General features: G+C 39.7%; 20 protein-coding genes and 1 tRNA gene. 14 read left to right on the forward strand and 7 right to left on the reverse strand.

Annotated elements, in window-relative coordinates; genetic code table 11:
* Positions 1–89: 89 nt before the first annotated feature.
* Positions 90–2,732, reverse strand: coding sequence for a Lon protease family protein (locus F4W09_RS01865; protein ID WP_151503821.1), 2,643 nt, complete (start codon positions 2,730–2,732; stop codon positions 90–92).
* Between the two features lie 182 nt (positions 2,733–2,914).
* Here F4W09_RS01865 and F4W09_RS01870 point away from each other — a divergent pair, with 182 nt between their 5' ends.
* The 4 genes from F4W09_RS01870 (at position 2,915) to rpmE (ending at position 7,044) form a co-directional block, all read left to right on the forward strand.
* On the forward strand, positions 2,915–5,074 hold the full coding sequence (locus F4W09_RS01870; protein WP_151503822.1) for an AmpG family muropeptide MFS transporter: 2,160 nt from the start codon (positions 2,915–2,917) through the stop codon (positions 5,072–5,074).
* Position 5,075: 1 nt separating this feature from the next.
* Complete coding sequence (gene gloA, locus F4W09_RS01875) at positions 5,076–5,477, forward strand: lactoylglutathione lyase (RefSeq protein WP_016166698.1); 402 nt, start codon at positions 5,076–5,078, stop codon at positions 5,475–5,477.
* 160 nt (positions 5,478–5,637) lie between these two features.
* Complete coding sequence (locus F4W09_RS01880; protein ID WP_151503823.1) at positions 5,638–6,615, forward strand: bile acid:sodium symporter family protein; 978 nt, start codon at positions 5,638–5,640, stop codon at positions 6,613–6,615.
* Between the two features lie 201 nt (positions 6,616–6,816).
* Positions 6,817–7,044, forward strand: a complete 228-nt coding sequence (gene rpmE / locus F4W09_RS01885) for a 50S ribosomal protein L31 (protein WP_016166696.1) — start codon at positions 6,817–6,819, stop codon at positions 7,042–7,044.
* An 83-nt stretch (positions 7,045–7,127) separates the two neighbouring features.
* On the opposite strand, the gene F4W09_RS01890 is transcribed toward rpmE, so the two are convergent.
* Genes F4W09_RS01890 through epmB form a run of 3 tightly spaced genes read right to left on the reverse strand, consistent with a single transcriptional unit; the run spans position 7,128 to position 11,997 of the window.
* Positions 7,128–9,239 (reverse strand): EAL domain-containing protein, encoded by a 2,112-nt coding sequence (locus tag F4W09_RS01890; RefSeq protein WP_151503824.1) that lies wholly within the window; start codon positions 9,237–9,239, stop codon positions 7,128–7,130.
* Positions 9,221–10,966: a cyclic-di-GMP receptor FimW-related protein gene (locus F4W09_RS01895; protein WP_026441062.1), complete on the reverse strand. Its 1,746-nt coding sequence runs from the start codon at positions 10,964–10,966 to the stop codon at positions 9,221–9,223. The genes F4W09_RS01890 and F4W09_RS01895 overlap by 19 nt, the downstream gene beginning before the upstream one ends.
* A 14-nt stretch (positions 10,967–10,980) precedes the next feature.
* Positions 10,981–11,997 (reverse strand): EF-P beta-lysylation protein EpmB, encoded by a 1,017-nt coding sequence (gene epmB / locus F4W09_RS01900; RefSeq protein ID WP_151503825.1) that lies wholly within the window; start codon positions 11,995–11,997, stop codon positions 10,981–10,983.
* Positions 11,998–12,087: 90 nt separating this feature from the next.
* On the opposite strand from epmB, the gene efp reads away from it, so the two are divergent.
* The 8 genes from efp (at position 12,088) to F4W09_RS01940 (ending at position 20,563) form a co-directional block, all read left to right on the forward strand.
* Positions 12,088–12,657: an elongation factor P gene (gene efp / locus F4W09_RS01905; protein ID WP_016166692.1), complete on the forward strand. Its 570-nt coding sequence runs from the start codon at positions 12,088–12,090 to the stop codon at positions 12,655–12,657.
* A 180-nt stretch (positions 12,658–12,837) separates the two neighbouring features.
* Positions 12,838–14,937, forward strand: a complete 2,100-nt coding sequence (locus tag F4W09_RS01910) for a carbon starvation CstA family protein (protein WP_151503826.1) — start codon at positions 12,838–12,840, stop codon at positions 14,935–14,937.
* Between the two features lie 45 nt (positions 14,938–14,982).
* A complete protein-coding gene (locus F4W09_RS01915; RefSeq protein WP_044740299.1) occupies positions 14,983–15,285 on the forward strand; it encodes a YbdD/YjiX family protein in 303 nt (100 codons plus the stop codon).
* 86 nt (positions 15,286–15,371) lie between these two features.
* Positions 15,372–16,331: an AAA family ATPase gene (locus F4W09_RS01920; protein WP_418655077.1), complete on the forward strand. Its 960-nt coding sequence runs from the start codon at positions 15,372–15,374 to the stop codon at positions 16,329–16,331.
* Between the two features lie 20 nt (positions 16,332–16,351).
* Positions 16,352–17,257: a DUF58 domain-containing protein gene (locus F4W09_RS01925; protein WP_418655078.1), complete on the forward strand. Its 906-nt coding sequence runs from the start codon at positions 16,352–16,354 to the stop codon at positions 17,255–17,257.
* A gap of 3 nt (positions 17,258–17,260) precedes the next feature.
* Entirely contained in the window at positions 17,261–19,288 is a 2,028-nt protein-coding gene (locus F4W09_RS01930) for a transglutaminase TgpA family protein (RefSeq protein WP_151503829.1), read from the forward strand.
* 28 nt (positions 19,289–19,316) lie between these two features.
* Positions 19,317–19,393, forward strand: a tRNA-Val gene (locus tag F4W09_RS01935).
* 144 nt (positions 19,394–19,537) lie between these two features.
* A complete protein-coding gene (locus tag F4W09_RS01940; protein WP_151503830.1) occupies positions 19,538–20,563 on the forward strand; it encodes a tyrosine-type recombinase/integrase in 1,026 nt (341 codons plus the stop codon).
* Between the two features lie 32 nt (positions 20,564–20,595).
* Here F4W09_RS01940 and F4W09_RS01945 read toward each other — a convergent pair whose 3' ends face one another.
* The 3 genes from F4W09_RS01945 to F4W09_RS01955 form a co-directional block, all read right to left on the reverse strand.
* On the reverse strand, positions 20,596–20,874 hold the full coding sequence (locus F4W09_RS01945) for a helix-turn-helix domain-containing protein (RefSeq protein WP_151503831.1): 279 nt from the start codon (positions 20,872–20,874) through the stop codon (positions 20,596–20,598).
* A 75-nt stretch (positions 20,875–20,949) separates the two neighbouring features.
* Positions 20,950–23,670: a toprim domain-containing protein gene (locus F4W09_RS01950; protein ID WP_151503832.1), complete on the reverse strand. Its 2,721-nt coding sequence runs from the start codon at positions 23,668–23,670 to the stop codon at positions 20,950–20,952.
* A 93-nt stretch (positions 23,671–23,763) separates the two neighbouring features.
* Positions 23,764–23,955 (reverse strand): DCL family protein, encoded by a 192-nt coding sequence (locus tag F4W09_RS01955; protein WP_044738561.1) that lies wholly within the window; start codon positions 23,953–23,955, stop codon positions 23,764–23,766.
* A 92-nt stretch (positions 23,956–24,047) separates the two neighbouring features.
* Between F4W09_RS01955 and F4W09_RS01960 the strand changes: the two genes are divergently transcribed.
* Together F4W09_RS01960 and F4W09_RS01965 are read left to right on the forward strand one after the other, a co-directional pair.
* Positions 24,048–24,392, forward strand: coding sequence for a helix-turn-helix domain-containing protein (locus F4W09_RS01960; protein ID WP_151503833.1), 345 nt, complete (start codon positions 24,048–24,050; stop codon positions 24,390–24,392).
* Positions 24,393–24,414: 22 nt separating this feature from the next.
* The gene (locus F4W09_RS01965) at positions 24,415–25,410 is read left to right on the forward strand and encodes a hypothetical protein (protein WP_151503834.1); all 996 of its coding nucleotides are present in this window, start codon (positions 24,415–24,417) and stop codon (positions 25,408–25,410) included.
* Positions 25,411–25,439 lie beyond the last annotated feature (29 nt).

Below are 25,439 nucleotides of genomic sequence, written 5' to 3' on the forward strand. Positions count from 1 at the left end.
TATATTGGATGATTTTTATACCTTTGTTCAAAAGTGAATATAAATAACCAGCCTCGAAAGACTGGTCATTCTTTAGGGTTCAGATTGAGTTAGTGTTGAAGATTTGGCTCACTTGCAGACACTTCTACTGTTTCACTACTTTCTTTAAGTAATTCATCAGTCAATTGCTCAGGGACTTTGGCTTTTTTCTTATCTTTTTTGGCTTTTTTCTTTTTTTTCTTTGGCGCTTCTTCAATTTCTGCACCATCTTCGATTGCCTGCCAATATTCAAGCTGTTCCATGACCGCAGCGTAGATTGATCCTTTGCTATAGCGACCTTTTTTATCGAGTGTGCCTACAGGTCGAGCCATTAAAATTTCAAGAGCTTGATCAATCGTTTCAATGGCATGAATATGGAATTGACCTTGTTCAACGGCTTCGCGCACATCAAGACGTAACATTAAATGTTGCATGTTTTGACGTGGAATAATAACCCCTTGTTTGCCTGTAAGTCCTTGTAGTTTACAGGCATCGAAGAAGCCTTCAATTTTAGCATTGACGCCACCAATAGGTTGTACTTGACCTAATTGGTTCATAGAGCCAGTAATTGCCCATGACTGATCAATAGGTAATTGGCTAATTGCAGAAATGAGTGCTGATAGCTCAGCAACAGTCGCACTGTCGCCATCGACCTGACCGTAGCTTTGTTCAAAGGCGAGGGCGGCAGAGAAATGCAGAATTTGCTCACGACCAAAATGTGCTTTTAAGAAGCTCGACATTAAAAGAACGCCTTTGGCATGTAATGAGCCACCGAGTTCAACACTACGTTCAATATCAAGAATATCGCCACCACCTTGATAAACAGAGGCCGTTAGGCGAGAAGGTAAGCCGAATTCAACATCTGCATAGTGGATGACGGATAAAGCATTGATTTGTCCTAAGCGATGACCACGTGTTTCAATTAGTTGTGTACCACGGGAGAGATCTTGCCAATACAGTTCACGCAAATAGCCTAAGCGATACTGACGATGTTGTAAAGCAGTATTAATATGTTTGTCAGCTACAATTTTATCGCCTGCTTGTACAGCATGATGGTGAGCTTCACGAATTAGGTCACCCAAAGTCAACGCGTGGAGCGAGAGGGAGCTTTGGTCTTCGGCTTGGCGGCTCGAATCTGTGAGCAAAGCAGCCAAGGCTGAGCGATCAAAAGGTAATAATTTATCAGCTTGTACATAATCTGCAATCAACTGCATATAAGCTTGTTCATTGGCGTCATTACGTTGCAGTGTGTCGGTAAAATCGGCACGAATTTTAAATACACTACCGAGTTCAGGTTCGAGCTCCAAAATTTCATAATAGACTTCTGGCTCTGCCAATAATACGACTTTGATATTGAGCGGTATTGCTTCAGGTTCAATAGAAATACTGCCCGTAAGCGTTAACATGTGCTCAAGTGAAGACAGCTTTAATTTTCCAGATTTGAGTGCACGCTTTAAACCTTGCCATGCATAAGGTTGTTCGAGTAATTGTTCTGCTTCAAGCATGAGGAAACCTCCATTGGCTTTATGCAATGAACCTGGACGAATCAGCGTGAAATCAGTGGTAATTGTGCCATGTTGTGTGAGTTGTTCGACATGCCCCAATAAATTGTAGTGGGTTGGGAAGTCTTCAAAAATGACAGGCGCACCACTATTCGGCTTATAGGTTACAATAATATTGGCTTGGTAACGTGCTGGTACTCGGCTAAACAGTCCAGGTGTGAAATCATCTTCTTCTTGCTCAAGTACAATCTCAACATTGTTAATAATGTCTTCTGCATAAAGTTTTAAGTATTCGGCTAAACCTTCAACTTTAGAAAACTTATTAAGTAATAGATCAATACGCGGCATGACCACTTGATTGGCAATTTCACGATTCAGTTCTTGAACTTTGTCACGTGCGTCATCTTCCAGATCACCTAAGTGCAGACCTAAACGCTCAAGCTTTTTATCCATATAGCGCATGTTTGAGACAATTTCTGCGCGCTGTTTGCTATTTAATGCATCCAGATCCTTTTGCGACATCTCTTGTAGTTGATCGTCTTTAAATTGCACAGGAATAAAACAGTGCTCATCATGGCGCGTGACTAATTTCAAACTGAGTTCTTCGCCTTCTTTGGTTAATTCAACTAGGGCTTGTTGTTGTTCGTCACCTGTTTGTTGGCGAATTAGTTCAATACGATTGTGATAGGTTTCAGTCGTAAAGCGACGTTCAAGTTGCTTTAAGATGGTTTGCCATGTTTGGTGTAGTAGGGCCTGAAATTTGGGTGCTTGTCCCGCAGGGAGTTGAAGCGCAATCGGTTGGCGAGATGACTTGAAATTATTGACATAAACCCAGTCATTTGGTGTGGGCATGGTTTTGGCGTGTTGTTGCAACAGGCGTTTAACCATGGTGCGTTTTCCTAAGCCCGCAGTACCTACAGCAAAAATATTATAGCCAGAATACGGTAAAGCAATGCCTGCTTCTACAGAAGCACGTGCACGGTCTTGTCCAAGAAAATTATTGAGCGGTTTAATACGTTTAGTTGAAGTCGGAATGTTGGTTAAATTTGGGATATGGGTGAGTTGTTCTGATTTTAAACGTGTTTGATTGAATGTGTTTTGAATTTCGGTTTGCTCGAATGCAGTAATCAAGTGGTTTTGCGGATCTCGTGCTTTATTATTTGAAGGGTTGGAGGATAAAGAAGAATTCATCTGTTCAAGTTTTTGGGTCACTGTGAAATCCAAAACAAAATATTGCGGTAGAGGTTTAAGGTATACAGGTTTAGTGGAAAAATTCAAGCAATGCCGCTGTTTTTCTCGTCAAAATACCGTAATCATTTCATAAATACTGTTGAAACCAGAGCACTTAAACGGTTGAATAGCACACATGATTTTTTGTAGAAAATAATAACCGAATGACAACTCAAGCAAATGGATGGAAAGCGGCATTTCAGGCATTTCTCGATCGGCGAGCAGCAATTATGTTGTTCCTTGGTTTTTCAGCCGGTATTCCGATCTTACTAATCTTCTCTAGTTTATCTCTATGGCTTGGTGAAGCAGGTATTGAAAAAAGTGCTGTGACTTTTTTTAGTTGGGCAGCTTTGGGTTATTCCTTTAAGTTTGTTTGGGCTCCCTTGATTGATGAACTCCCCGTTCCATTTTTAACCAAACGGCTGGGGCGTCGCCGTGCATGGTTGCTGATTGCGCAATGCCTCATTATTTGTGCCATTTGTATTATGGCATTTTCAGATCCTGCTTTAGGACAAAGCTATTTGTACCAAATGGCAGTTGGCGCAGTTTTGTTAGGTTTCTCTGCGGCAACGCAAGATATTGTCATTGATGCCTACCGTATTGAACTGGCAGAAACCGAAATGCAGACGGTTTTGGCATCGACATATAATGCGGGTTATCGCATCGGGATGATTGTGGCGGGTGCAGGAGCGTTGTTTCTGGCGGCGTCATTAGGTACTGCGAAAGGCAATTATATTTATACTGCGTGGAAAACAACTTATCTTGCCATGGCAGCCGTGATGTTGGTGGGTATTCTAACGACCTTGATTATTCGAGAACCCCTAGTCAATCGTGTTTATAAAGAATATCAACGTTCAGATTATTATCGTTTGGTCATGGTGTTCTTTGTTGCTGTTATTAGTTTTGTCTTGTCCTATATTTATTCTGGCACTTTAATCGAAGCTTTGGTTGCATCTTTGGCGATCAAAGATTCATTTCTATTGTTTTGTTTTGAGGCATTACGTTTTCTGGCTTCAGGGGCTATAGCACTGATTGTCGGTGCAGTGTTAGTCAAAATGGGTGCAGTGAATAAGCAAATGGCATTTGAAACGTGGGTCAATCCGATTGCAGATTTCTTTAGACGTTATGGGGTAAAGCTCGCTCTAGTTCTTTTGTTATTGATTGGTTTTTATCGTATTTCCGATATTATTGCTGGTGTGATTTCCAATGTCTTTTATCAAGATCTAAATTTCACCAAAGAGCAAATTGCTGAAGCCGTGAAAATTTACGGTGTCATTTTTAGCCTTTTAGGCGGTTTCTTAGGTGGTTTATTGGCGCAGCGGATGAACATTATGAAACTGATGTTTGTTGGTGCCATTCTTGCAAGTTCAACCAATCTTATTTTTATTGGCTTGGTAAAATCAGGTCAACCTTTGCAGCAAGTCGACGTTTCGATTGGTGCACAGCATTATCAAGTTCAGGCAGATGAAGTGGGTTATTGGAAGCTGAATGTTCCAGCTCAAGTACTGAGTCAGTCCAATCAAATTCATGCTTCAGTTGCATTTGCTGATAAGTCTGATGAAAAATCATCTGTAGAGATGCCTTATTTAATGGGTTCAGCGACTAAAGCCATTATCTTATTTCCGTTAACTGCGGATAATGCTTTAAGCCCGAAAGAGGTTCAGCAATCTGTTGTGGTGAAAGGCCAGATTCAAGGTGTTGATGTTGCACAACTAAAACCAGAGCAACCCATCAGCTTATGGTTAGATGGTCAAGAATATCCTGCAAAACTAGATGCACAAGGCATTTTTAGTGGTGCGATTGATGGCAAGTTATTAGAAAATGCCAAAAATAAGCAGGTGATAGCTCAATTAAATACGCTAAATGCGTCTGAAGTCGTCAAGATTAACCATACTTATCAACTGTCTAAGCAACAATCTGCTTTAGAGTTGACGATAGACCCGATACTCACTTCAGTAGATGCGAAGCAAAATGTGCAAATTACAGGTAAGGTGATTAAATCGTATAGTACGTTATGGCTTTATTTTGCGATTATTGTCGATAATTTGGCTTCTGGATTGGCGGGGGCTGCATTTATCGCTTTTCTTTCTAGTCTGACGAGTGTTTCTTTTACCGCCGTTCAATACGCTATTTTTAGTTCACTGATGACCCTTACACCTAAAATTTTAGGAGGGTATTCGGGTACTATAGTGACTAATATTGGATATCCGAAATTTTTCTTGATGACCACTTTAATTGGAATTCCAATTTTAATTCTGGTGGTTTGGGTCGCGAAGTTACTCCGTGATCATCAAAACAAACAACTTCAACTGAAGGATGAATAATATGCGAATGCTCCATACGATGCTACGTGTAGGCAATTTAGAACAGTCATTAAAGTTCTATACCGAAGTGCTGGGTATGACTTTGCTCCGTAAACGTGATTATGAAGAAGGTCGTTTCACACTGGCATTTGTCGGTTATGGCGATGAAGCCAATAACACAGTGCTTGAATTGACACATAATTGGGATACTGATCACTACGATTTAGGTAATGCTTATGGTCACATTGCAATTGGGGTTGATGATGCCTATAAAGCATGTGAAGAGATTAAAGCACGTGGCGGTAAAGTTGTACGTGAAGCAGGACCAATGAAAGGCGGTGTAACCGTGATCGCTTTTGTTGAAGATCCAGATGGTTATAAAATTGAGTTGATTCAGCAAGATTCAAATGCACGTAATAACTAAGTATCGTGTTATTGATTAACTAAATATCGAATATAGCAGTTGAAAAGCTAGCAATATTTAAATAGCCCAGTAAGATGAAGTTGACCTACGGGTAAAATTTGTCTACTGGGTTTTATTTCATCTTTACTTTTTTAAAATATATATAACAGGACGTTAAGCAATGAACATGCTCAAGCTTCTTGCCTTGGATCGATTCACTTTACTCTTAGTTGCCATGGTTGTACTGGCATCTTTTCTTCCTGTCTCTGGTTCGGCTGCCCATTTCTTTAATGTCATTACTACGATTGCAATTGCAATATTATTCTTCTTACATGGTGCGAAACTTTCCCGTGAAGCAATCGTTCAAGGGATTATGCACTGGAAGTTTCATGTATTGGTATTTGCTTTCACTTTTGCAGTATTTCCAATTTTAGGCTTACTTGCAAAACCTGTCCTGTTACCAATGTTAGGGCAAGAGCTTTATTGGGGTTTCTTGTTCATGTGTTTCCTACCATCTACCGTACAATCATCAATTGCATTCACTTCAGTTGCCAAAGGCAATGTCGCCAGCGCGGTATGTAGTGCTTCATTTTCTAATATCATTGGAATGTTTATTACCCCCATATTGGTGAGTGTGTTTATTCTGGGCAAATCGGAACATGAATTTGATCCAACATCCTCCATCATTCAAATTACCTTATTGCTGTTACTGCCTTTTGTTTTGGGACAATTGTTTCGCCCACTCGTTTACCCACATATGATAAAAGTACCGCGCTTGGTTAAAAGCTTTGACCAAGGTTCGATCTTGATGGTGGTTTATGGCGCCTTTAGTAGTGCAGTCGTTGCGGGATTATGGAATGAAGTGAGTTGGCAAACCTTGTTGCTTTTGGTGTTGGCATGTTCGGTCTTTTTAACCGTAATCATGTTGTTGGCCTATTATCTTCCAAAGGTATTCGGTTTTAACCGTAAAGACCAAATTGCAATTTTTTTCTGTAGTTCCAAAAAGACGCTCGCTAGTGGTGTTCCAATGGCGCAAATTTTATTTATTGGTCAGCCTTTAGGGATGATTGTTTTACCAATTATGATTTTTCACCAAATCCAGTTGATGGTGTGTGGCATCATTGCCAATCGTTGGTCGAAACAAAATCCAGACGAATGAAGAGAATAGTTCGCTATCTGGATTTATTTGGCGTATAATAATGTCCACTTGTTGTGCTTAGCTCTGACGGTATCCGTCTCGGTGGGCCAAGAGAATGGTCTGTTGTGGTGTTGACCTGCTTTAAAGCTTTCCTTGCAATATGCAAGAGTGGTCAATTGCGATGACAGCATAAGCCTTTCTTACACTTAGGAGTAATCGACCATGCGCGCCGATATTCACCCAAAATATGAAAAATTAGTAGCTACTTGTTCTTGCGGTAACGTAATTGAAACTCGTTCAGCTGTTGGTAAAGAAGCTCTTTACTTAGACGTATGTTCTGCATGCCACCCATTCTACACTGGTAAGCAAAAGAACGTTGACACTGGTGGTCGTATCGACAAATTCAAGCAACGTTTTGCTGGTATGTCTCGTTCTATCAAACGCGACTAATACCCCAGTTGAAAAAAAACGAGCCATTGGCTCGTTTTTTTATGTCTATAGAAATATTAAAAAATAAGATAAAAGTACAAGACCTACTGGTCTTGTACATCAATTAAATGATCCAGTTTTTTCTGGAAATAGTCACCTTGCAGATAGCGTGCTTCCACATTCCATGCATTGGCGAACATCGTCATATTATTCAGTTCACGTAATAACATTTGTGTTGCTTTAATTTCATGGAAATGATTAATACGCTCTTGTAATTCTTCAGTAGATTTGTCTGAGTCAAGCATCTGTGCTAACTGATGATGCAACGTCACATGATTAATACTCATCTGATTCAAAATAGATTCGCTATAAATCGAGTTACCAAATTCACGTAATGATATTTCTGCACCGCTCTGAATTAATTGAGCTGTATATTTTTGTGCATCATTTAGATTCTTGGCAATATCTTCTTCAGAGAATTGTAAAATGAGCGGGTGGCTTTGTTTGCTACCCACAATCGTAATTAATTTAGCAATAAATGCAGGGAATGTACGGTCAGAGAAGAGAACTTCTTTGTTTAAATTGACAATAATTTTAGCATCAGGATATTGGGTAATAAAGTTATGTAACTGTTTACATGCCTCAACTAAAATCCAACGATCCAGTTTGATCGAGAATTCTGGGTCATCTGCAAGTTCACGAATTGATGTAATATCTTGCCAAGCATTATTGTAAATGAAGCCGCTGGTAACTTCGTAGGTGTATAGGTTACTATCTTGTTTATCATACAGTTGTTGATATTTAAGATGAATTTCACCCCGCTCTAAACTCTTTTGCAGTGCTTTTAATAAGCTAGAGTGTTCTTGCAAATTCAGATGAGAATCAATTAATTCAATATGAGGATGGGCTATTGGGTTAAGTTCAATATTATTTTGTTCTTGCCCAGATGGTAGAGCTGTGTTGTACGCTCGTTCTATTAGCTGTTGGAACTGTTGCTCATCCTTTATATTGTGTTGAATTAACGTATAACCCATTCTTAAATTTAATGGGAAGGTTTGTTGATTTACACCTAATAATTGTGGTTTAGATAAAGCACTTAATCCAATTAGTTTGGACTCCAACACACTTTCACTAGAACCTTGGAATAGACCTGCATATAACGCATGGTTGACCTTAAACAATGGAACATTGGTTTGTTCTTTTAAGAAGCTATGAATATTCGAAAAATAGGCATTTGAGGTTGCCCAATCTTGTTGGAATATAGATTCGGGACAAGATGCAAGTGAAAAAAGTACAAGCGCATTGAAATCAGCAGGTTGCTTGGCAATGGTTCTGTTAATCAGTTGATAGGTATTGGGTTGTGCGGCAGGGGCTTCAACTTGGGCAACCGTAGGCTGAGCCGATGTAGTGTGTTCAGTTTGATTTAACTCAATCGTGATTTGTAGGGCATCATCTTCAACGGCTGCTAAAAACTCAATTTTTAAAGGATTTGTTTGGACATGACTATTGAGTGTCGTCAGCTCAAAACGACCTTGGTCTAATTGCCCTTGCGATATTTTTTTAAAGCGTAGTTTAAAATCATTCAGATCTTGCGGTTGTAATACATCCAGTAAAGGCAGACCAATAATTTCATCTTCACTTTTTAAACCAAAGAGATGAATATATTCCTCATTGGCTCCGATATGAATTCCTTCTTGAATAATCGCAACAGCTTTATTACTTTCGCTTACCCATGCCTGTGCTTGTGTCTGTACATTTTCAAGCTCTTGCATGAGATGTTGTTGGCCTTGATTCAGGCGACTAAAAGAGAGCGCACGTAATAAAGACAAGTAAAATCGATCTGGAAAATCTAAATTGGCGACATCATAGACGCCTTTTCGAATATAGGTTACGTATTGGTTCGGCTCATAATCATCAGGTTTGAGTAAAATAAGCGGTAATTCAGGTTGCTTAGACAGACGAATAAGACTTAAGGCCTGTTCATATTTTAAATCGTAGGCACGACCGAAAATAACAATATCCCAATTTAAATGGAGTTGCTTTTCGAAAGTTTGTAAGTCATCTAATAAAAAAGCGTGTACTTGATGTTCACTTGTCGTTAATAAATCACAGATTTTGTTAAAACGAATTTGGTTGTCATCGATTATGAGTAAACGAGTTTCCGTACGTTTTAACTTTTTGGACAATAGTGGATTTCTCACTTCAATGCTTCCCATAAATCATGATTCTTAATTTCGTTGGTTTGTTTCCGAATAAAATTTTCAACCAAATGTTCTTGTTGATCATTTAGTAATTCAAAATCGAACCGCATAAAGCTTTGTGTAATTAAATGTGCTTTTAGTAAATAAACTTTCAGTTCATCTTGTTCTAGGCGTAAATGAATTGTTTGTTTTTCTCTGAATAAGTGTGAACCGGGTAAAATGAGGGTGGTTGACACTTCATTCAACTCGGCAGTTTGAACTAATAAGGCTGGATAGTAGTTGCCTGTATTACGATCAGTCTTTACGTAAACTGCACATGGGAAAATATCTTGTGCAAGCATTTCAAGTCCCAGTTCAAGACTTTTCTCAGTCGATTGTTTAATCCAACGGACAACGCCACCACGCCATTCACTTTGAGCATTTTCTTGTACCAGAATAAATTCACCTGTTTTTAAGTTTTTTGGGGTATTCCCAGACCACTTAATGCGGTAACCATTGACACTAATATCAAGAACTTCAGCTGGATAAATTTGTTTTGCTTCACGATCTAAAGTTTTAATATTGCTCGTACTTAATAGATTATGATCATTCATAGAGCTAAAAATATTACTTTCAGATTGCAGACCGTAATGTGCATCTAAATTTAGTGTTTCATTAAAGTTTTTGCCCTTCGATAAATAGAAATGGGCAACATTTAAGCCGAAGCAGATATGCAATTGAGCAGAATATTCATAACGCTCATGGCGGCGTTCAGCATTACTTGTGAGTAAACTATGAATATGGAAGTGTAAAGCAGGGGTGAGGAAAATTTTCTCATTTCGAGATAGATATTCACCATGCTTCCCTTGAGCTTCAGTAAGGTGATCTAATAGATTCTGAGTAGAAATATAAATTGATGGATTAAAACTACTATTTTGATGCGCGTTAAATACAGGTGGATGGTCTAAAGAAGTATCTACAATATAGCGTGATAAAGTCGTTTCTTTAGGTAAAACCTGAATTAACTTTGCCCAATCATAACTACATAAGAACAGCCCTTGAATTTCGGATGGTCGAATCTGATGCGGATTTAGGATGTCTAAAAGAATAATTTGCGCATAGATTTGACCAATCGTTTGTAGTTGGTGTTGCGTACCTTGCAATTGGTTAATGTTGGTTTGATTAAAATTATGTTGAATCGCACTTTCCATTAACTGATGAGTTACTAACCATTGACCAGACAGTGGATTGGTATACAGAATTTGTTGTTGATACAAGAGTTGAGCAAGCTGTTGTAAGCCATAATAACTTGCGAGAATACGTGCAGTTTGCAAGTTTTTCTTTTGACTAAAAGCAAAAAGGGAGAATTTTTGCTGATTCAGTTGTTGGTCACAGCGTTTCGCAATATCAATATATGTTTTTGCAAAACAACTGCGTAATAACATGGCCAATTCAATAATATGGTCATTTCGATCCGTTGTAATTAGACCTTGATTAAAAAAATGTTTTTCTAAGCTGGTTAATACATTTTCAATGGTCGGATGAATAGCATGAATTAAATCAAAACGCAGAGTTTCACTACATTGAAGTTCAGAAATTTCAAGTAGGGCATTAAATAGTGCACGAGAAGAGTCACCTAATTGTAAAATAGATAAATTGGACACCCAATCCTGAATGTCCGTCACCGTGCTTTGGCAAAAACTCAATTTATCCAACTTTAATTCAGTTGGCGTTTGAAACATTTCTGCGGTGCTCATATTCATAATTGTTATTTAACTCAGAAAGTTGAAACTCCAAAAAGCGGTGTTTTGTTTTTTTCGCCCGCAATTTCCCTGACAAGTTTAGGTACCAAATAACCTGGTAAGCTTGCTAAAACCTCTTTATAAATTTCATCGATTTCATTTGAAGCCAAATCAAAATGCTGCGCACCTTTGACTTTGTCAAGAACATGCAGATAGTAAGGCATCACGCCAGCTTCAAATAGTCGATAACTTAGATCGACTAAAACTTGTGCAGAATTATTAACCCCATTTAATAACACTGACTGATTTAAAACGGTGATTTGATTCTGAACCAATGTCTCAAGTTTGGCACAGGTAAAATCATCTAATTCTGCTGCATGGTTTGAGTGTACCACCAGAATTATGCGTAGCCTACTGTTTTTTAATAAAGAAACGAGCTCTTCATCGACACGGTTGGGGATTACAATAGGAACTCGTGAATGAATTCTCAAAAATTTAATTTGTGGGACAGATTCTAGACGTTCCAGCCATAATTTTAATTTACGATTCGAGAGAGTAAGCGGGTCACCACCACTTAAAATTACTTCGTTTACATCAGGCTGACTTTCGATATAAGCACGAATATTGATCCAATCATCATTTTTAGGCAAGTTTTCCTGATAAGGAAAATGTCGGCGAAAACAATAACGGCAATGTACTGCACATGCGCCTGTTAAAGTGAGCAAAAAACGCGATTTATATTTATGTAATACGCCAGGTTGCTGATTGGCTTGTTCCTCACCTAAAGGATCAGTCACAAATTCAGGATGCTCATTTAATTCTAAATGGTGAGGAAGGACTTGCAATAAAAGTGGGTCTAAGGCATCACCGATGTTCATTTTTCCGACGAACGCACGTGGAACACGCAATTTGAACTGTTCAGAAGCCAAGATTGCCCCTGATAATAATTGGTCTGGTGATAACTGGAGCGTCTCAAGCAACTCTAAAGGGTCTGTAATTAAGTTACTCAGTTGAGTTTGCCAGTTTTGCTCTTGATACAAATAGTTTATCATGCCACGTGTTAAAAATAGTGCTAGTCTAGCATTAATAGACTATTCTAGCATTAACAGATTTTAAGTTAGCAAGTTTGGAGTGTGCCAGTCATGGCCAATTATTCTACAAATGATTTCAAGCAAGGCCTTAAGGTGATGCTTGATGGTAACCCATGTTCAATCATGGAAAACGAATACGTAAAACCTGGTAAGGGTCAAGCGTTTAACCGTGTTAAATTACGTAACCTTAAAACAGGTAAAGTTTTAGAAAAAACATTTAAGTCTGGTGACTCTCTTGAAGGTGCAGACATTGTAGAAGTAGAAATGAACTACTTGTACAACGATGGTGAACTTTGGAACTTTATGGATCCTGTAACTTTTGAGCAAATCGCGGCTGATAAAACAGCAATGGGCGACGCTGCAAAATGGTTAAAAGACGATTCAAATGAACTTTGCACGATTATGTTATTCAATGGCGTGCCATTAAATGTAAGTGCACCGAATTTCGTAGTGTTAAAAATCGTTGAAACTGATCCAGGTGTTCGTGGTGATACTTCTGGCGGTGGTGGTAAACCAGCGAAATTGGAAACAGGTGCTGTAGTGCGTGTTCCATTATTCGTACAGCAAGAAGAAAGCGTTCGTGTAGATACTCGTACGGGTGATTATTTAGAGCGTGCATAATGGTTTAAAAATAGACTATTATCGAAGGGATGATGAAAAATCATCCCTTTTTTTATGCCAAAGTCGTAGAGGCAGACTAAAGTAGAAGGAGTAAAAAGGAGTAAAGTCGACAAGGAATTCGGCAGATATAACGCGAACAAAAAAATCAAACTGCTTAATAAATCTTAAATGAGGTCATGAATGGATACGATTCAACGAAAATCTACACTCCCTTCCAAATTGATCTGGAGTTTAGTCGCGATTATAGGCGCGGTATCTTTTGGAATATTGGCGGTTAGTCGCGGCGAGCATGTGAATGCAGTTTGGCTGGTTTTAGCTGCCATCTGTGTATACAGCATTGCTTATCGTTTTTATAGTTTATTTATTGCAACCAAAGTTTTTGAACTGAATCCAAGACGCTTAACTCCAGCTCATCGTTTAAATGATGGTCTGGACTATGTGCCGACCAATAAATATGTACTTTTTGGTCATCATTTCGCGGCAATTGCGGGTGCAGGTCCTTTAGTCGGGCCGATTCTAGCAGCGCAAATGGGATATTTGCCTGGTACCATTTGGTTGTTGGTGGGTGTTGTTCTTGCAGGAGCTGTTCAAGACTTCTTAGTCTTGTTTATTTCAACCCGTCGTGATGGACGATCACTGGGTGAAATGGCCAAGCAGGAGTTAGGATCATTTGCAGGTATTGTGGTCATGCTTGGCGCGCTGGGCGTAATGATCATTATTTTGGCTGTATTGGCTTTGGTGGTGGTCAAAGCACTTGCACATAGTCCTTGGGGTGTATTCACTATTGCTGCAACAATACCGATTGCGTTGTTCATGGGCATTTACATGCGTTACTTACGTCCAGGTAAGATCGCAGAGGTTTCCATCATTGGTTTTGTATTGATGATGGCGGCAATTGTCTATGGCGGTAATGTTGCTGCAGATCCATACTGGGGGCCATTTTTTACTTTAACAGGCGTACAGTTAACGTGGTGTTTGATTATTTATGGTTTTGTCGCATCTGTTTTACCTGTGTGGTTATTGTTAGCACCGCGTGATTATTTATCTACATTCTTAAAAATCGGGGTCATTGCAGGACTTGCAGTCGGAATTATGGTTGCAATGCCGATGTTGAAAATGCCTTCTGTGACGCATTTTGTTGATGGAACTGGTCCTGTATTTGCAGGTTCTATGTTCCCATTTCTTTTCATTACCATTGCTTGTGGTGCAATCTCAGGTTTCCATGCTTTAGTATCTTCAGGAACAACGCCTAAATTGATCGATAACGAAGTCAATATTCGTGTGATTGGTTATGGTGGAATGTTAATGGAATCATTTGTTGCGATTATGGCAATGATTTGTGCGACTGTGCTTGAGCCAGGGGTGTATTTTGCAATTAATGCACCTGCTGCTGTTCTTGGGACGACTGTAGAATCCGCAGCAGAGGCAGTACGAAATTTAGGTTTTGTTGTAACCCCTGAAACGTTAAGTTTGCTTGCAAAAGAGGTGGGTGAAACGACCATTCTTTCACGTACAGGTGGTGCGCCAACGTTTGCAATTGGTATGGCACACATCATTACGGAAATTTTTAATAACCGTTCGATGATGGCATTCTGGTATCACTTTGCGATTCTATTCGAAGCATTGTTTATTTTAACTGCGGTCGATGCTGGTACACGTGCATGTCGTTTTATGGTGCAAGATACTGTAGGTATTGTGGTTCCTTCACTTAAAAACACACACAGTTTTTTTGGAAACATGGTTGGGACAGCAGTTGCAGTTGCTGGGTGGGGTTTCTTCGTTTATCAAGGTGTAGTCGATCCGCTCGGTGGTATTAACAGTTTATGGCCGTTATTTGGTATTGGTAACCAAATGTTGGCAGCTATGGCGTTGATCTTGGGTACTGTCATTCTGTTTAAAATGAAGAAAGAGAAATATGTTTGGGTCACCATTATCCCAACGGTTTTCTTAATCATTACCTGTATGACGGCAGGTTGGCAAAAAATCTTCCATGAAAATCCAAAAATTGGTTTTTTGGCGCAAGCAGATAGATTCTCAGCTGCTATTGCGAAGGGTGAAATTTTAAAACCGGCGAAAACATTTGAAGAAATGCAAACGATTGTATTGTCGAATCAAATCAATGCTGCGCTTTGTGCATTCTTTATGATTGTGGCAGTGGTGATGATCTTTGCTGCGATTGGTGTAATTCGTCGTGCATTGGCAAGCCCAGTTCCAACGGTTAATGAAGCGCCAGCTGTGTATGCAGATCCTGAAGAAGTCACAATTTCTAAGTCACATTAATTTTTGCGATATGACTTTGCAAGTATATAAGGTGAGGTGAGTAAGATGAATCTTAAATTTGCCAAAGGTGGTAAAACGGTGATTTATAAAATCATCAAGATGACCATCATGTCGCAAAAAGGCTTAATTTTTTCGCCAAAAAATTGGTCAAGAATTACAACATTGTGGCAGGGTTTACAGCAAAGCTTTCGGTTGATGGTTGGTGTTCCAGATTATGAAAATTATGTGGAGCATATGAAAAAGCATCATCCTGATTTAACGCCAATGGATGCGAAAACCTTTTATCGTCATTGTATAGATTCACGTTATCCGACGGCTGGTGGCAATTTAAAGAAATGTCCGTGTTGATGGACATTTAGAAAGTCACTGATTCCTTTGGAAAAAGTTAAAAACGGTGTATGTTAATCATGCACCGTTTTTATTGGGGAACATTTGTGATTTGGGCAAAACAGAAAGAAGAGCAGCACTTAGCAGAAGACACACGGAAAATAGATGCCAAAATTCAAGCCTATGCCAGTAAAGTTCAGACTTTTTTGACTCAAATTAACCAGATTATTTTAGATAAAGAGCAACAAACCAAGTTGGCGTTGAGCTGCTTGTTGGCAGGTGGGCATGTACTTTTTGAAGATTTACCTGGTTTAGGCAAAACCACACTCTCTAGTGCTTTGGCGCATATTGCAGGACTACAATTTCAACGTATTCAATTTACTAATGACATGTTGGCCAGTGACGTGATTGGCGTCAATATGTTTAATCAAAAAGAGCATATGTTTGAGTTTAAACAAGGTCCGATTTTTACCCAAATTCTTTTGGCTGATGAAATCAATCGTTGTAGCCCAAAAACGCAAAGTGCTTTACTGGAGGCGATGGAAGAGGGTGCGGTTACTGTCGATGGGATTCGTTATGCCTTACCGCAACCGTTTTGGGTGATTGCAACACAAAACCCGCTATTTCAGAGTGGAACATACGCCTTACCTGAATCTCAGCTAGATCGCTTCTTAATGCGGTTGTCTCTGGGCTATCCTTCGCGCTCAGCAGAAAAATTATTATTACAGCAAGATTCAAGACAAGTTTTAATTTCAACTTTGGCACAAGTCTTTCAGCAAGATGAGATATTGCAATTACAACATTTGGTACAGCAGGTTTATGTGGGCGATGTTGTCATGGATTATCTTCTAGATTTTGCGCAAGAAAGCCGTAAAGGGCGTCACGGTTTATCAACACGCGGGCTATTGGCATTAAAAAAAGCAGCACAAGCACATGCTTTAATTGAACAGCGTAGTTTCGTCACTGCGGATGATGTCCAAGCTGTTTTTGTTGCGGTTACGGCACATCGAATAGGTCTCAGTGAAATTGAAACTGCACAGCTTATGCGACAGATTCCGATCAGTTAATGGCAAGGAAATTTACGTTGATTCAGTCATTGTGGGCGAAATGGACAAAAAAAAGATTTAGTTTTGAGCAACAGAAAATATTGACGCAAAAAGATGTGTTGGTTTTTATGTATCAGCAGGGGTACTTATATCTGGTATTGATTTTAATTACCTTTATTGCGGGTGTGAATTATGCCAATAATTTAATTCTTGGTTTTTGTTTTCTGATTAGTGCCATTTTATGTATTAGTTTTTACCTGACCTTTAAGCAGTTGCATGGTTTGCAGATTGAAGTTTCCTATACGGAACTGGGGCAAGTGGGGCAGCCTTTAAGCTTAGAGCTCTACTTTAAACAGTCTCAACATCAAGCACGTTATTTATGGATGAGTGTTGATACGCAGATACATCGGATCAGGTTTGCAGATCTTCGATATCGCTATGTAATTGAACTCAAAACAAATAAACGTGGAGCATTTGAATATCCTACAATCACGCTTTTTTCAGTCTATCCTTTTGGATTAGTTCGGGCATGGACTTATATGTATTTGAAAGGGCAATCTTGGATTGCACCTCATGCTCAATATTCAATAATGCAACAGCAGTATTCGCGACAAGCACAGGAATTAGATTTGGATGAATTTCGAGAGTTACGTGATTTTCGACAAGGTGATTCTATCCAAGCTGTTTCTTGGAAGCAGGTGGCGCGAGGACAAGGGCTTTATGTGAAAGTTTTTGAGCAACATGATGATTTACATAGCATAGATATTGATTATCTACATATGCCGAGTACAGATCATGAAGAAAAGTTGAGTTTGATGATGGGGCTGGTCGAACAATGTGAGCAACAGCAATATGCTTATCGTTTACTTCTACCACATGCTGAACTGGTCAAAGGGCTTGGGGAGCAACAAATGCTACAAGCTAAACGGTTGCTGGCACAGGCTTAAATAATGAAAAATACACTTAGCTCTTCGGTCAAATTAACCATTTTATTAAGCTTAAGTTTAATTTTGATAGCGCAAGCTGCATATTTGCCAATAATGCTTTCGGCACTTCTACTGACTGCGATTACAACGCTATATATTCATTTTAGACAAAGTGAATTACACGCTTTTTCAAAATTGTGGACAGCTTTGGGGGTACTCGCAGCACTTGCGAGCATTTATTTTAGCTATGGCACCTTTATTGGCGTTGAGGCTGGAGTTGCTATATTAACCACGTTTCTTTTTGCAAAAGCCTTAGAAATTAAAAATACGCGTGATGTCATTATTATTTTTAATTTTGCTTTATTCGTGGCTGCGAGTTCATTTTTATTTAGCCAGTCCATCTGGATGGCAAGTATCGTACTTGCCTGTTTAGTTAGTTGTTTTATGGGGTTATATCGGCTTCAAACCGCAGGTTTTCAGCATCAAGAGAGCATAACAGGTGGGTTTAAGCAGGATTTAAAACATGTTGCAAAGTTCATAGGCCTCGCGCTACCTTTTTTTGTGTTGCTGTTCTTATTTTTTCCACGCTTACCGCCGTTATGGCATATCCCCCTTCCTGAAAATAAAGCCGTTACAGGCATGAGTGATCGCATGTCTCCAGGAGATATTGCAGAATTATCTCAATCCAGTGCTTTAGCATTCCGTATTTTGGGGGATATGTCGAAGCTACCACCACGTTCAGAGCTGTATTGGCGAGCGATGGTACTCGATCACTATGATGGTCAAACGTGGACCAGTAGCCCATTTAATCAGCAAAATTATAACTCTGAAAATCAGACACGACTGGTTCAGCACGTGCAGTTTAAATATCGATATTTAGCAGCGGATCCGCAGAGCAGTTGGGTCATGGGGCTGGATCAATCGATCCCGAATAATCCTCAATATTTCTTAAAAAAAGATGGCAGTATCGTGCCAAATCGCGCTGTACAGTTGAATGAACCGATAGATTTACAGTGGTTAGGAAAAAGCACTCTTGCTGATTTTGTTAAAGAGGATCCAACTACTAGAAAAAGTACCACTAAATACCCAGCGCATTTGGATCTTCGCGCACAAAAATTAGCACAGCAATTATTTGAACAAGCGGGTCATGATCCAGAACGATATATCCATCATGTTATTGATTGGTATAAGCACCAACATTTTGCATATACCCTACAGCCAGGATTACTGGGACAGAACCGTATTGATGATTTTCTTTTTCAATCGAAGCAAGGTTTCTGTGAACATTATGCATCAAGTTTTGCTTTATTGATGCGATATGTGGGACTGCCAGCACGTATTGTCGTGGGATATCAGGGAGGAGATTTAGCACCCGATGGTAAAAGTTGGGAACTTAGACAACTCGATGCTCATGCGTGGACAGAAGTAAAGTTGCATGGTAAATGGATGAGGATTGATCCGACAGCGATTATTGCACCACAGCGCATAGACTCAGGGATGCAAAACTATATGGATGCTGAGCAAAATGTTTGGGGAGCAGAAAGGTCTAATGTGAGTTATCAGCAGTATGCTTTACTAAAAAAAATGCGTATTTGGAGTGATTATGCAAGCTATCAATGGCAAAGTAAGGTAGTTGGCTATAATGCCGAATCACAACAAAGCTGGTTAACTCGTTTAGGTATTCGTTCAACCTATGCAATGGTTATGGTATTGGTCTTAAGTGTTTTATCTCTTTTAGCAGGGTATTTTCTTTTTATCGTTTATCTAAAATGGAAAAATATCTCTGAAATTGATCGTTTACTTTGGCGGTTTTCTAAAAAATTACAGCATGATTTACGTAAGCAGGAGTCTGAAACAATCACTGTTTGGATGCACCGCCTTAGTGATGAAATAGAAATGGATGATATCCAGATCTTTGAAAATATCGCGCATTTACACCGAAAGATTATGTATGCACCGAAGCATAGTGAGCAAGAGATTGAACAATTTGCTGAAATGCTTAAAACTTGCACGTTTGTATTGAAAAATAAAAGAAAGATCTTGTCTAAGTGAAAAAAACTGAATATTATGCGTGACATATAGGCGTATAGCTCAGTTGGTTAGAGCGCTACGTTGACATCGTAGAGGTCTCCAGTTCGAGTCTGGATATGCCTACCAAGACAAAATAAGGGTTTACAAGCAATTTCAACGACTTGTAAGCCCTTTTTTTATGGTTTGAGTTTTGTTGTTTTGCCTAGATATTTTAAAAAATAGTAGAAATAATTAATAAACTTCCCCAGAAATGCACCAAGAATTGCACCAATGAAAATGCCAAAGCCCGTTAAAAGAGGCGATGTTTACCGTATTCAGCTTCAAATTGATGGAAAACGTGTATCTTGCACCCGTGACACCAGTCGAGAATGTGAACAGTGGGCTGCGAAAAAAATATTAGAGTCCAAAATTGCTACCAGAGAAGAAGAGCAAGGGATTAAACCTAAATTTTCCTTTCGAGAGTTGGTTGATCACTACTACGAGCATGTTGGCCAATATAAAGAATCTAAAAGTTCCCGCAGTTGGATTAAAGGTCAGATTGGTATATTTGATGAAAAGTTTGGTTTTCTGTCAGGTACGTCTGTGCATGATATTACGCCAAAGCAACTGACCAACTGGCGCAACCGCAGATCTGGAGAGGTTGGGGCGAATACGGTTTTAAAAGAGATCTCTTTTTATAGTGCTGTTTTTACTTATGCACAAAAAGAGCTGTTTCTAATCGATGAAAACCCATGGATGCTTATTACCAAGCCGAAGAAGCCCAAAGCGCGATCGCGTCGTATTCATAAGTCTGAAATTGAGTTAATGCTGAAAGCGTTGGATTATGAAGTGGGGGAAACTCCTGTTTTGCCACAGCATTATGTTGCATGGGGATTTTTATTTGCTTTGGAAACGGCTGTACGTCGGGGGGAATTAATTACGCTACAGAAAAAAGATGTGCATGAGCATCATATTCACTTGCCGAAAACCAAGAATGGTGAGCCTCGTAATGTACCTTTGACCGAAGAAGCGCGGGCTTTACTGGATTTGATTAAGCATGATGGTAAAAAGGTGATTCCACAGTCTGAAAATGCGTTTCGGTTAATGTGGGAAAGACGAAAGGAAGCGGTGGGTTTGAGTGGTCTGCATTTTCACGATACCCGACATGAAGCCATTACGCGGATGGTTCGAATAAGAAAATTACCTGTAGAGGTGTTGGCCAAGATCACTGGACATAAGAAAATTGATGTGTTGGTGAATACTTATTACAACCCGAATGCGGATGATTTGGTGGAAGCGTTTAACAGGCATAATTAAACCCGCGCAAGGCGGGTGATTAATTATTTTTCTTATTCCTTTCTGCGTCTGTGGGTGCGGGAGGTTTTGGACAGCATGGCATCCGCCAGTTCAGGGTCATATAAATGTTTGCCACAAGTTCCCTGGTTAATGGTTGCCAGTTTGGTTCGGACTGTGGTGTTGGATAAGCCATATTTCTCGGCCAGTTCTGAGGCAGATATGAGTTTACGTTTACCTAAATTTAGGGCTGTGACTTTGCCACCAAAGAGTTTTTGACCCAGTAAAATTTCAGGTGCTCGGTCTGCTTCAACCGTAATCACGTACTCAGCCATTTATGCCTCCCTTGTGTGCCACTGTTCTGAATTGTGCATGAGTTAAGTTTCTATATTTACTGTTGTTTTGTATTTTCATGAGTTGGGTGTTCCTGAAATGGCAGGATTTTGGAATATCCAACAGCGAACGGTATGTTCGCGTAAAGTTCGGTCTTCCAGTGCGTTTTTGACTTCGTCCGCAGGGTAGCGGTGGCTTTTGACCACTCGGCTTTTATCGACAAACTTATAGCGTCTGCTAGAGGTTAAAAGGTTCTTCATTTCTTTGATGTCTGGGAGCTGCTGATAGTTCTTGGCTGCAACTTTGTAAACCTCGTTTAGGTTGATGGCAATTTGGTGCGCATCATGCTCGAAATGGTTAATTGAGAAGTCGCTAGAACGGCTTGAATTGAGGTATTCGTACACGTCCCAGAACTGTTCAACCAATGGGTGATCTCCATTGAGCTGTTTCACGCGTTCATGTGCCATGTCGAGCAGCATGTCTTTGGCGGCACAGACATCTTCAAGATCTAGAACATCGTGCAAAACATGCTTTGCCAAGGCATCTATCAGGGCTGAAACTTGGGCATGGCATAGTGCAATACGGGTATGGGTAATGCCATTGTTATGGAACTCTTTTTCAATTTGATCGAGCTTCTCTGCATAGGTTTGGAGAAAAGCTGTTTCATGACGTAGGCAATGGGTCATGTAGGTGCAGGCATCTTCAATGTTCATGCGGTCGAGTTCATCGACTATGCGTTTGGTTTCGAGTGACTGTCCTTTACGGTCGAAATAGAGGTGTAAAGTACGGGTCAGAATCGCTTCGGATGCCTGAATAGCGGTGTTTTGGCTAATCATGATGGCACCACGAAATGGCGGCTCATAGGTTTCATTGCCTGCGGTTTTTAAGCCTTTAGAGCGAATGGCACGACCGTTGTAGGCATCTTTCAGTTCATCCCATGAAAACTTGGGTTTACCTACGGCATTGCCGTTTTGGTCGTTGCGGTCACCCTCAATAAGTACGACAGGCAAGTTAGAGATTTGGGCGAAATTACGGTACACCGCGACATTGGTGGATTTGTTGGCATCGAAACCTTCATAGTCTGGTCGACCTGAGAGCTTCCACATAAATTCGATAAGGCGTGATTTACCCGCACCTGCTTCCCCGACAATTTCGATAAAAGGGAAAGAGCTGTGCATGGCACGAATTTGTTCGGCAAAGTATGAGCCAGTCCACCACGCCAGAGCGATGAGTCCTTTTGCGCCACGGACACGATAAAAGTCTTTCCACCATGTCGGTTGAAAGGTGGTTTTAGGATTGAGCTGAACATTTGGGCTGTTTGCCAACGTCTTTAATTCAATACGACCAACTTTGTAGAAGTCATGGTCGTTAATCTCAATCACTTGTCCTTTGTAGACAGCATGTTGGTTGAAAATGTACGCCTTAAATTCTTTACTGTAGCCAATAAAGTCGATGGTTTTAACTTCACGTAAACGCTCGGTTTGGTTTTTCATGAAGGTTAAAAGCTGATGGTCATTGCCCGTCCACCATGCACCCACCTGAACTGACAACAGGCGTGGGGCAAACTTTCCTTTTGCCGAGATTTGGTCCGCAGTAAAGGTGGCTTTCATTTCTTTTTCCGAGTCTAAAATTTGGAAGTAGTACCAGGACTCATCGGTAATTTCATTGCGCTGAAAATACAGTGGGTTAAGCTGACGATTACAGATTTCGGAAACGGCAGCACATTGCTGTAAAGCCAGTTCTCGCTTTTGGTTATCGAGCAATAAGTCGCGCTCTGGATCTGTTTCTATGCGCTCCAGTTCTTTGGTGTATTTGTCCATGTCGAGGTTGAACCAGTACAAACGGAAGTTGTGGTTAAACCAGAAGGTTTTTCTGCGGGCATCCTTATGGTTGTAAATGAGCAAACCTGCTTGCTCTGGAGACTCGGCGATAAGCAGTTCGCCATAGTGTTTGTACTGGTCGCGGTATTCGGAATGCAGTTGGTCGCGTTGGTAAAGGTCGTTCCAGTCCAAAGTACCTGATGGCAGGGCTGCGGTGGAGTCCCATTTTTCCTGTAAAGCACGAAGGTGAAACTTCTTGATGGCCTTTTTGCCTGCTTTGTCGTTGTCGAATGCCCAACGTAGACGCGGACGGTCTTTTTTGAGTTCGATACAACGTTCGGCAATTTGCTTGAGGATAATGCTTGGATAGTTAGAGGTTGAAAGGGTAGCAATGCTGGGCTGTTTGCTAAAACTGAGGGCAATAGCATTAAAAATACCTTCAGTAATCCAGATAGAAGGTGCATTACACAAGGCATCGAGCTTGTCTAAAGTCCACGCATGACCTTCGTATTTGCCTATGAAGTTTGCTTTTTGGCGACCAAAACGCTCTGGTCGGTCGATAAAGCGTTCCCAATAAATGCCATTTGCTAGTTTAAAGCGGACGGTTGCGGTGACTTCGTTTGGGTATTTGAGGTCATTTCTGAAGAGTTCTTGCGTGTATAAACCTTTGAGCAAGTTTGGGTCTAAACCACGGGCATGGAGCAGGTAAGCGTCTGCTGCGGCATGCGGGTTTTCTTTGGTGCGTGGAAAGTCTTTAGACCAGTCTTTAAATAGGTCTTCACAGATTTCTTTGACGTGTTCTTCATAGCCGCATTTGTTAAGGCGGGCGCATTTGACCAAACGCGGATTGATTGCATGTGTGTAGAGTTCTTTCTTACCACAGTTTGGGCAGATTCCCTGACGATACCAGTCTCCAACCCGCTTAAAGCTGAAGAGCTGATTTATTTTTTCGTCGATGAGAACGTTAATATTTGACATGTAGACCCACTAAAATTTAACGACTTAACTGTATGAGTTTGTGTACTTTTTTGCTTTTTTGTAGCAATGCGATGTGCATAAAAACTGCTTTGATTACAATTGCGTGTCGCTTGGGGTGTCTTGCAGTTCGGGATGGTGCTTGACCATAAAATCACGGATATAGATGGCAATTTTGGTGTCTTTCTCGAATGCAATTTTCTTTAGGGCTTTGAGCTGTTTTTTAGTCCAACGTACTTGGGTTAGTTCTGTGTGCTTTGGTTTTGTTTGAATGTTTGTTGAAGTCATGCGAAAATCACCATAAAACGTACTTAGATACTTAGAGTTTCTAAATTTAGTACTAAATATGGTGTTTTACAAGTGCTTTTTTAGGAAAAAGTATGAAAAATGATGATTTATTGACTCGTGGTGGTCGTTTAAAAGCAGAACGGAAGCGTTTGGGGATACAGACTCAGGACGAACTTGCAGAAATACTTGGGGTAAAAAAGAACTCGGTTGGGCGTTTTGAGAAGCATAATGAGCCTTTGAACACAGACTATTTGGACAAGCTAGAAGACCACGGCTTTAACATTTCGTTCATACTGTGGGGTAAACAACCAGTTAAAAGTGGTGAGCTTTCTGATGAAGAAGTGAAGCTGCTAGAGCTGTACAGACAGACGCGTGAAGAAATGCGTGGGGGATTGGTTTCACTTGTTGAGACTTATGCGAATCAGTTTAAGAAATAATTCATTTTACTAAGAAATAAATATGTTAAATATACTCATCGTTAATAGCACTATTGCTTTTGTAATTTCGTTTATTGTTTTCAAACTTATAATTCCAAATGTACCTGAAAATTATAAGAAAAAAGCTAATGAAAATTTTGATTCGTTCATATTTGCAATCATTATAATGGGAGGAATATTTCTTTTCCTCTTTTTACCTTTAGTTTTTAAATCTTTAGCTGTAAATGTGTGGGGAATACCTCTTTCAATAGTTGATGAGAAAGGAACAAGCATCCCGCTTAAACTATCTGATTTGGGGCCTTTAGGTGACATATATGGTAGCCTTAATACACTATTTACTTCTATTACGCTTGGTATAGTTGCATATACTGCGGGCTTGCAGCGAAAGGCTAATGAGCAAACTTTTAATGCAACTGAAGCTCAATTGGATCTGGCACAAAATAATCATGAGGAGCAATTAAAAGAGTCACGTAATGCTATATTTACTAATCAGTTTTATGCTTTATTGAATTTTAAGAATGAAAGATTAAATAAGTTAATCTTAAGACCTAAAGATGAACCTATTATTCAAGGTTTTGAGATTTTCGATAAATTTAACAGAGAAGTTTACGCAATCTTTACTCAATACAAGAATAAACAGCATGAGTTAACTTCAGAAAAAGTTCGTGAAGAGTTTAAAAAAATTTCAAAAAAATATAATAATGATTTGATTTCGTATGATATTTTTAGTTATTTAGAGCTTTATGCCGCACTAGTGAATCTTTTACAGTTAACTCCTATGGAGAGAAAAGTTAAACAGTTTTATAAAGAAATGATATGTAGTTCTATGACTCCTACAGAACAATATGTATTATTTTTTTTGGCACCGATGTGGAAAAGAGTAATTATTCCACTTAAAGGATCTTATATTTTTAATACTTTTGAATTAGATGAATTTAATAAGGAGTTTGCAAAGCTTCATTATGATAAAACGTATTTTGCGCACAAATTTAATAGAGAAAGGTTTGATTCTAAGTAAATAAAGAAAAACCCCAGCCTAAGCTAGGG

It is taken from the genome of Acinetobacter tandoii, assembly GCF_008867985.1.
GTDB lineage: Bacteria > Pseudomonadota > Gammaproteobacteria > Pseudomonadales > Moraxellaceae > Acinetobacter > Acinetobacter tandoii.

Bases quoted from the DNA above. Each gene is read 5' to 3' on its own strand.
- F4W09_RS01930 (WP_151503829.1), top strand. From the start codon at position 17,261: ATGAAAAATACACTTAGCTCTTCGGTCAAATTAACCATTTTATTAAGC.
- F4W09_RS01895 (WP_026441062.1), bottom strand. From the start codon at position 10,966: ATGAATATGAGCACCGCAGAAATGTTTCAAACGCCAACTGAATTAAAG.
- F4W09_RS01915 (WP_044740299.1), top strand. From the start codon at position 14,983: ATGAATCTTAAATTTGCCAAAGGTGGTAAAACGGTGATTTATAAAATC.
- rpmE (WP_016166696.1), top strand. From the start codon at position 6,817: ATGCGCGCCGATATTCACCCAAAATATGAAAAATTAGTAGCTACTTGT.
- F4W09_RS01940 (WP_151503830.1), top strand. From the start codon at position 19,538: ATGAAAATGCCAAAGCCCGTTAAAAGAGGCGATGTTTACCGTATTCAG.
- epmB (WP_151503825.1), bottom strand. From the start codon at position 11,997: ATGATAAACTATTTGTATCAAGAGCAAAACTGGCAAACTCAACTGAGT.
- gloA (WP_016166698.1), top strand. From the start codon at position 5,076: ATGCGAATGCTCCATACGATGCTACGTGTAGGCAATTTAGAACAGTCA.
- F4W09_RS01955 (WP_044738561.1), bottom strand. From the start codon at position 23,955: ATGACTTCAACAAACATTCAAACAAAACCAAAGCACACAGAACTAACC.
- efp (WP_016166692.1), top strand. From the start codon at position 12,088: ATGGCCAATTATTCTACAAATGATTTCAAGCAAGGCCTTAAGGTGATG.
- F4W09_RS01945 (WP_151503831.1), bottom strand. From the start codon at position 20,874: ATGGCTGAGTACGTGATTACGGTTGAAGCAGACCGAGCACCTGAAATT.
- F4W09_RS01870 (WP_151503822.1), top strand. From the start codon at position 2,915: ATGACAACTCAAGCAAATGGATGGAAAGCGGCATTTCAGGCATTTCTC.
- F4W09_RS01950 (WP_151503832.1), bottom strand. From the start codon at position 23,670: ATGTCAAATATTAACGTTCTCATCGACGAAAAAATAAATCAGCTCTTC.
- F4W09_RS01880 (WP_151503823.1), top strand. From the start codon at position 5,638: ATGAACATGCTCAAGCTTCTTGCCTTGGATCGATTCACTTTACTCTTA.
- F4W09_RS01890 (WP_151503824.1), bottom strand. From the start codon at position 9,239: ATGGGAAGCATTGAAGTGAGAAATCCACTATTGTCCAAAAAGTTAAAA.
- F4W09_RS01910 (WP_151503826.1), top strand. From the start codon at position 12,838: ATGGATACGATTCAACGAAAATCTACACTCCCTTCCAAATTGATCTGG.
- F4W09_RS01960 (WP_151503833.1), top strand. From the start codon at position 24,048: ATGAAAAATGATGATTTATTGACTCGTGGTGGTCGTTTAAAAGCAGAA.
- F4W09_RS01965 (WP_151503834.1), top strand. From the start codon at position 24,415: ATGTTAAATATACTCATCGTTAATAGCACTATTGCTTTTGTAATTTCG.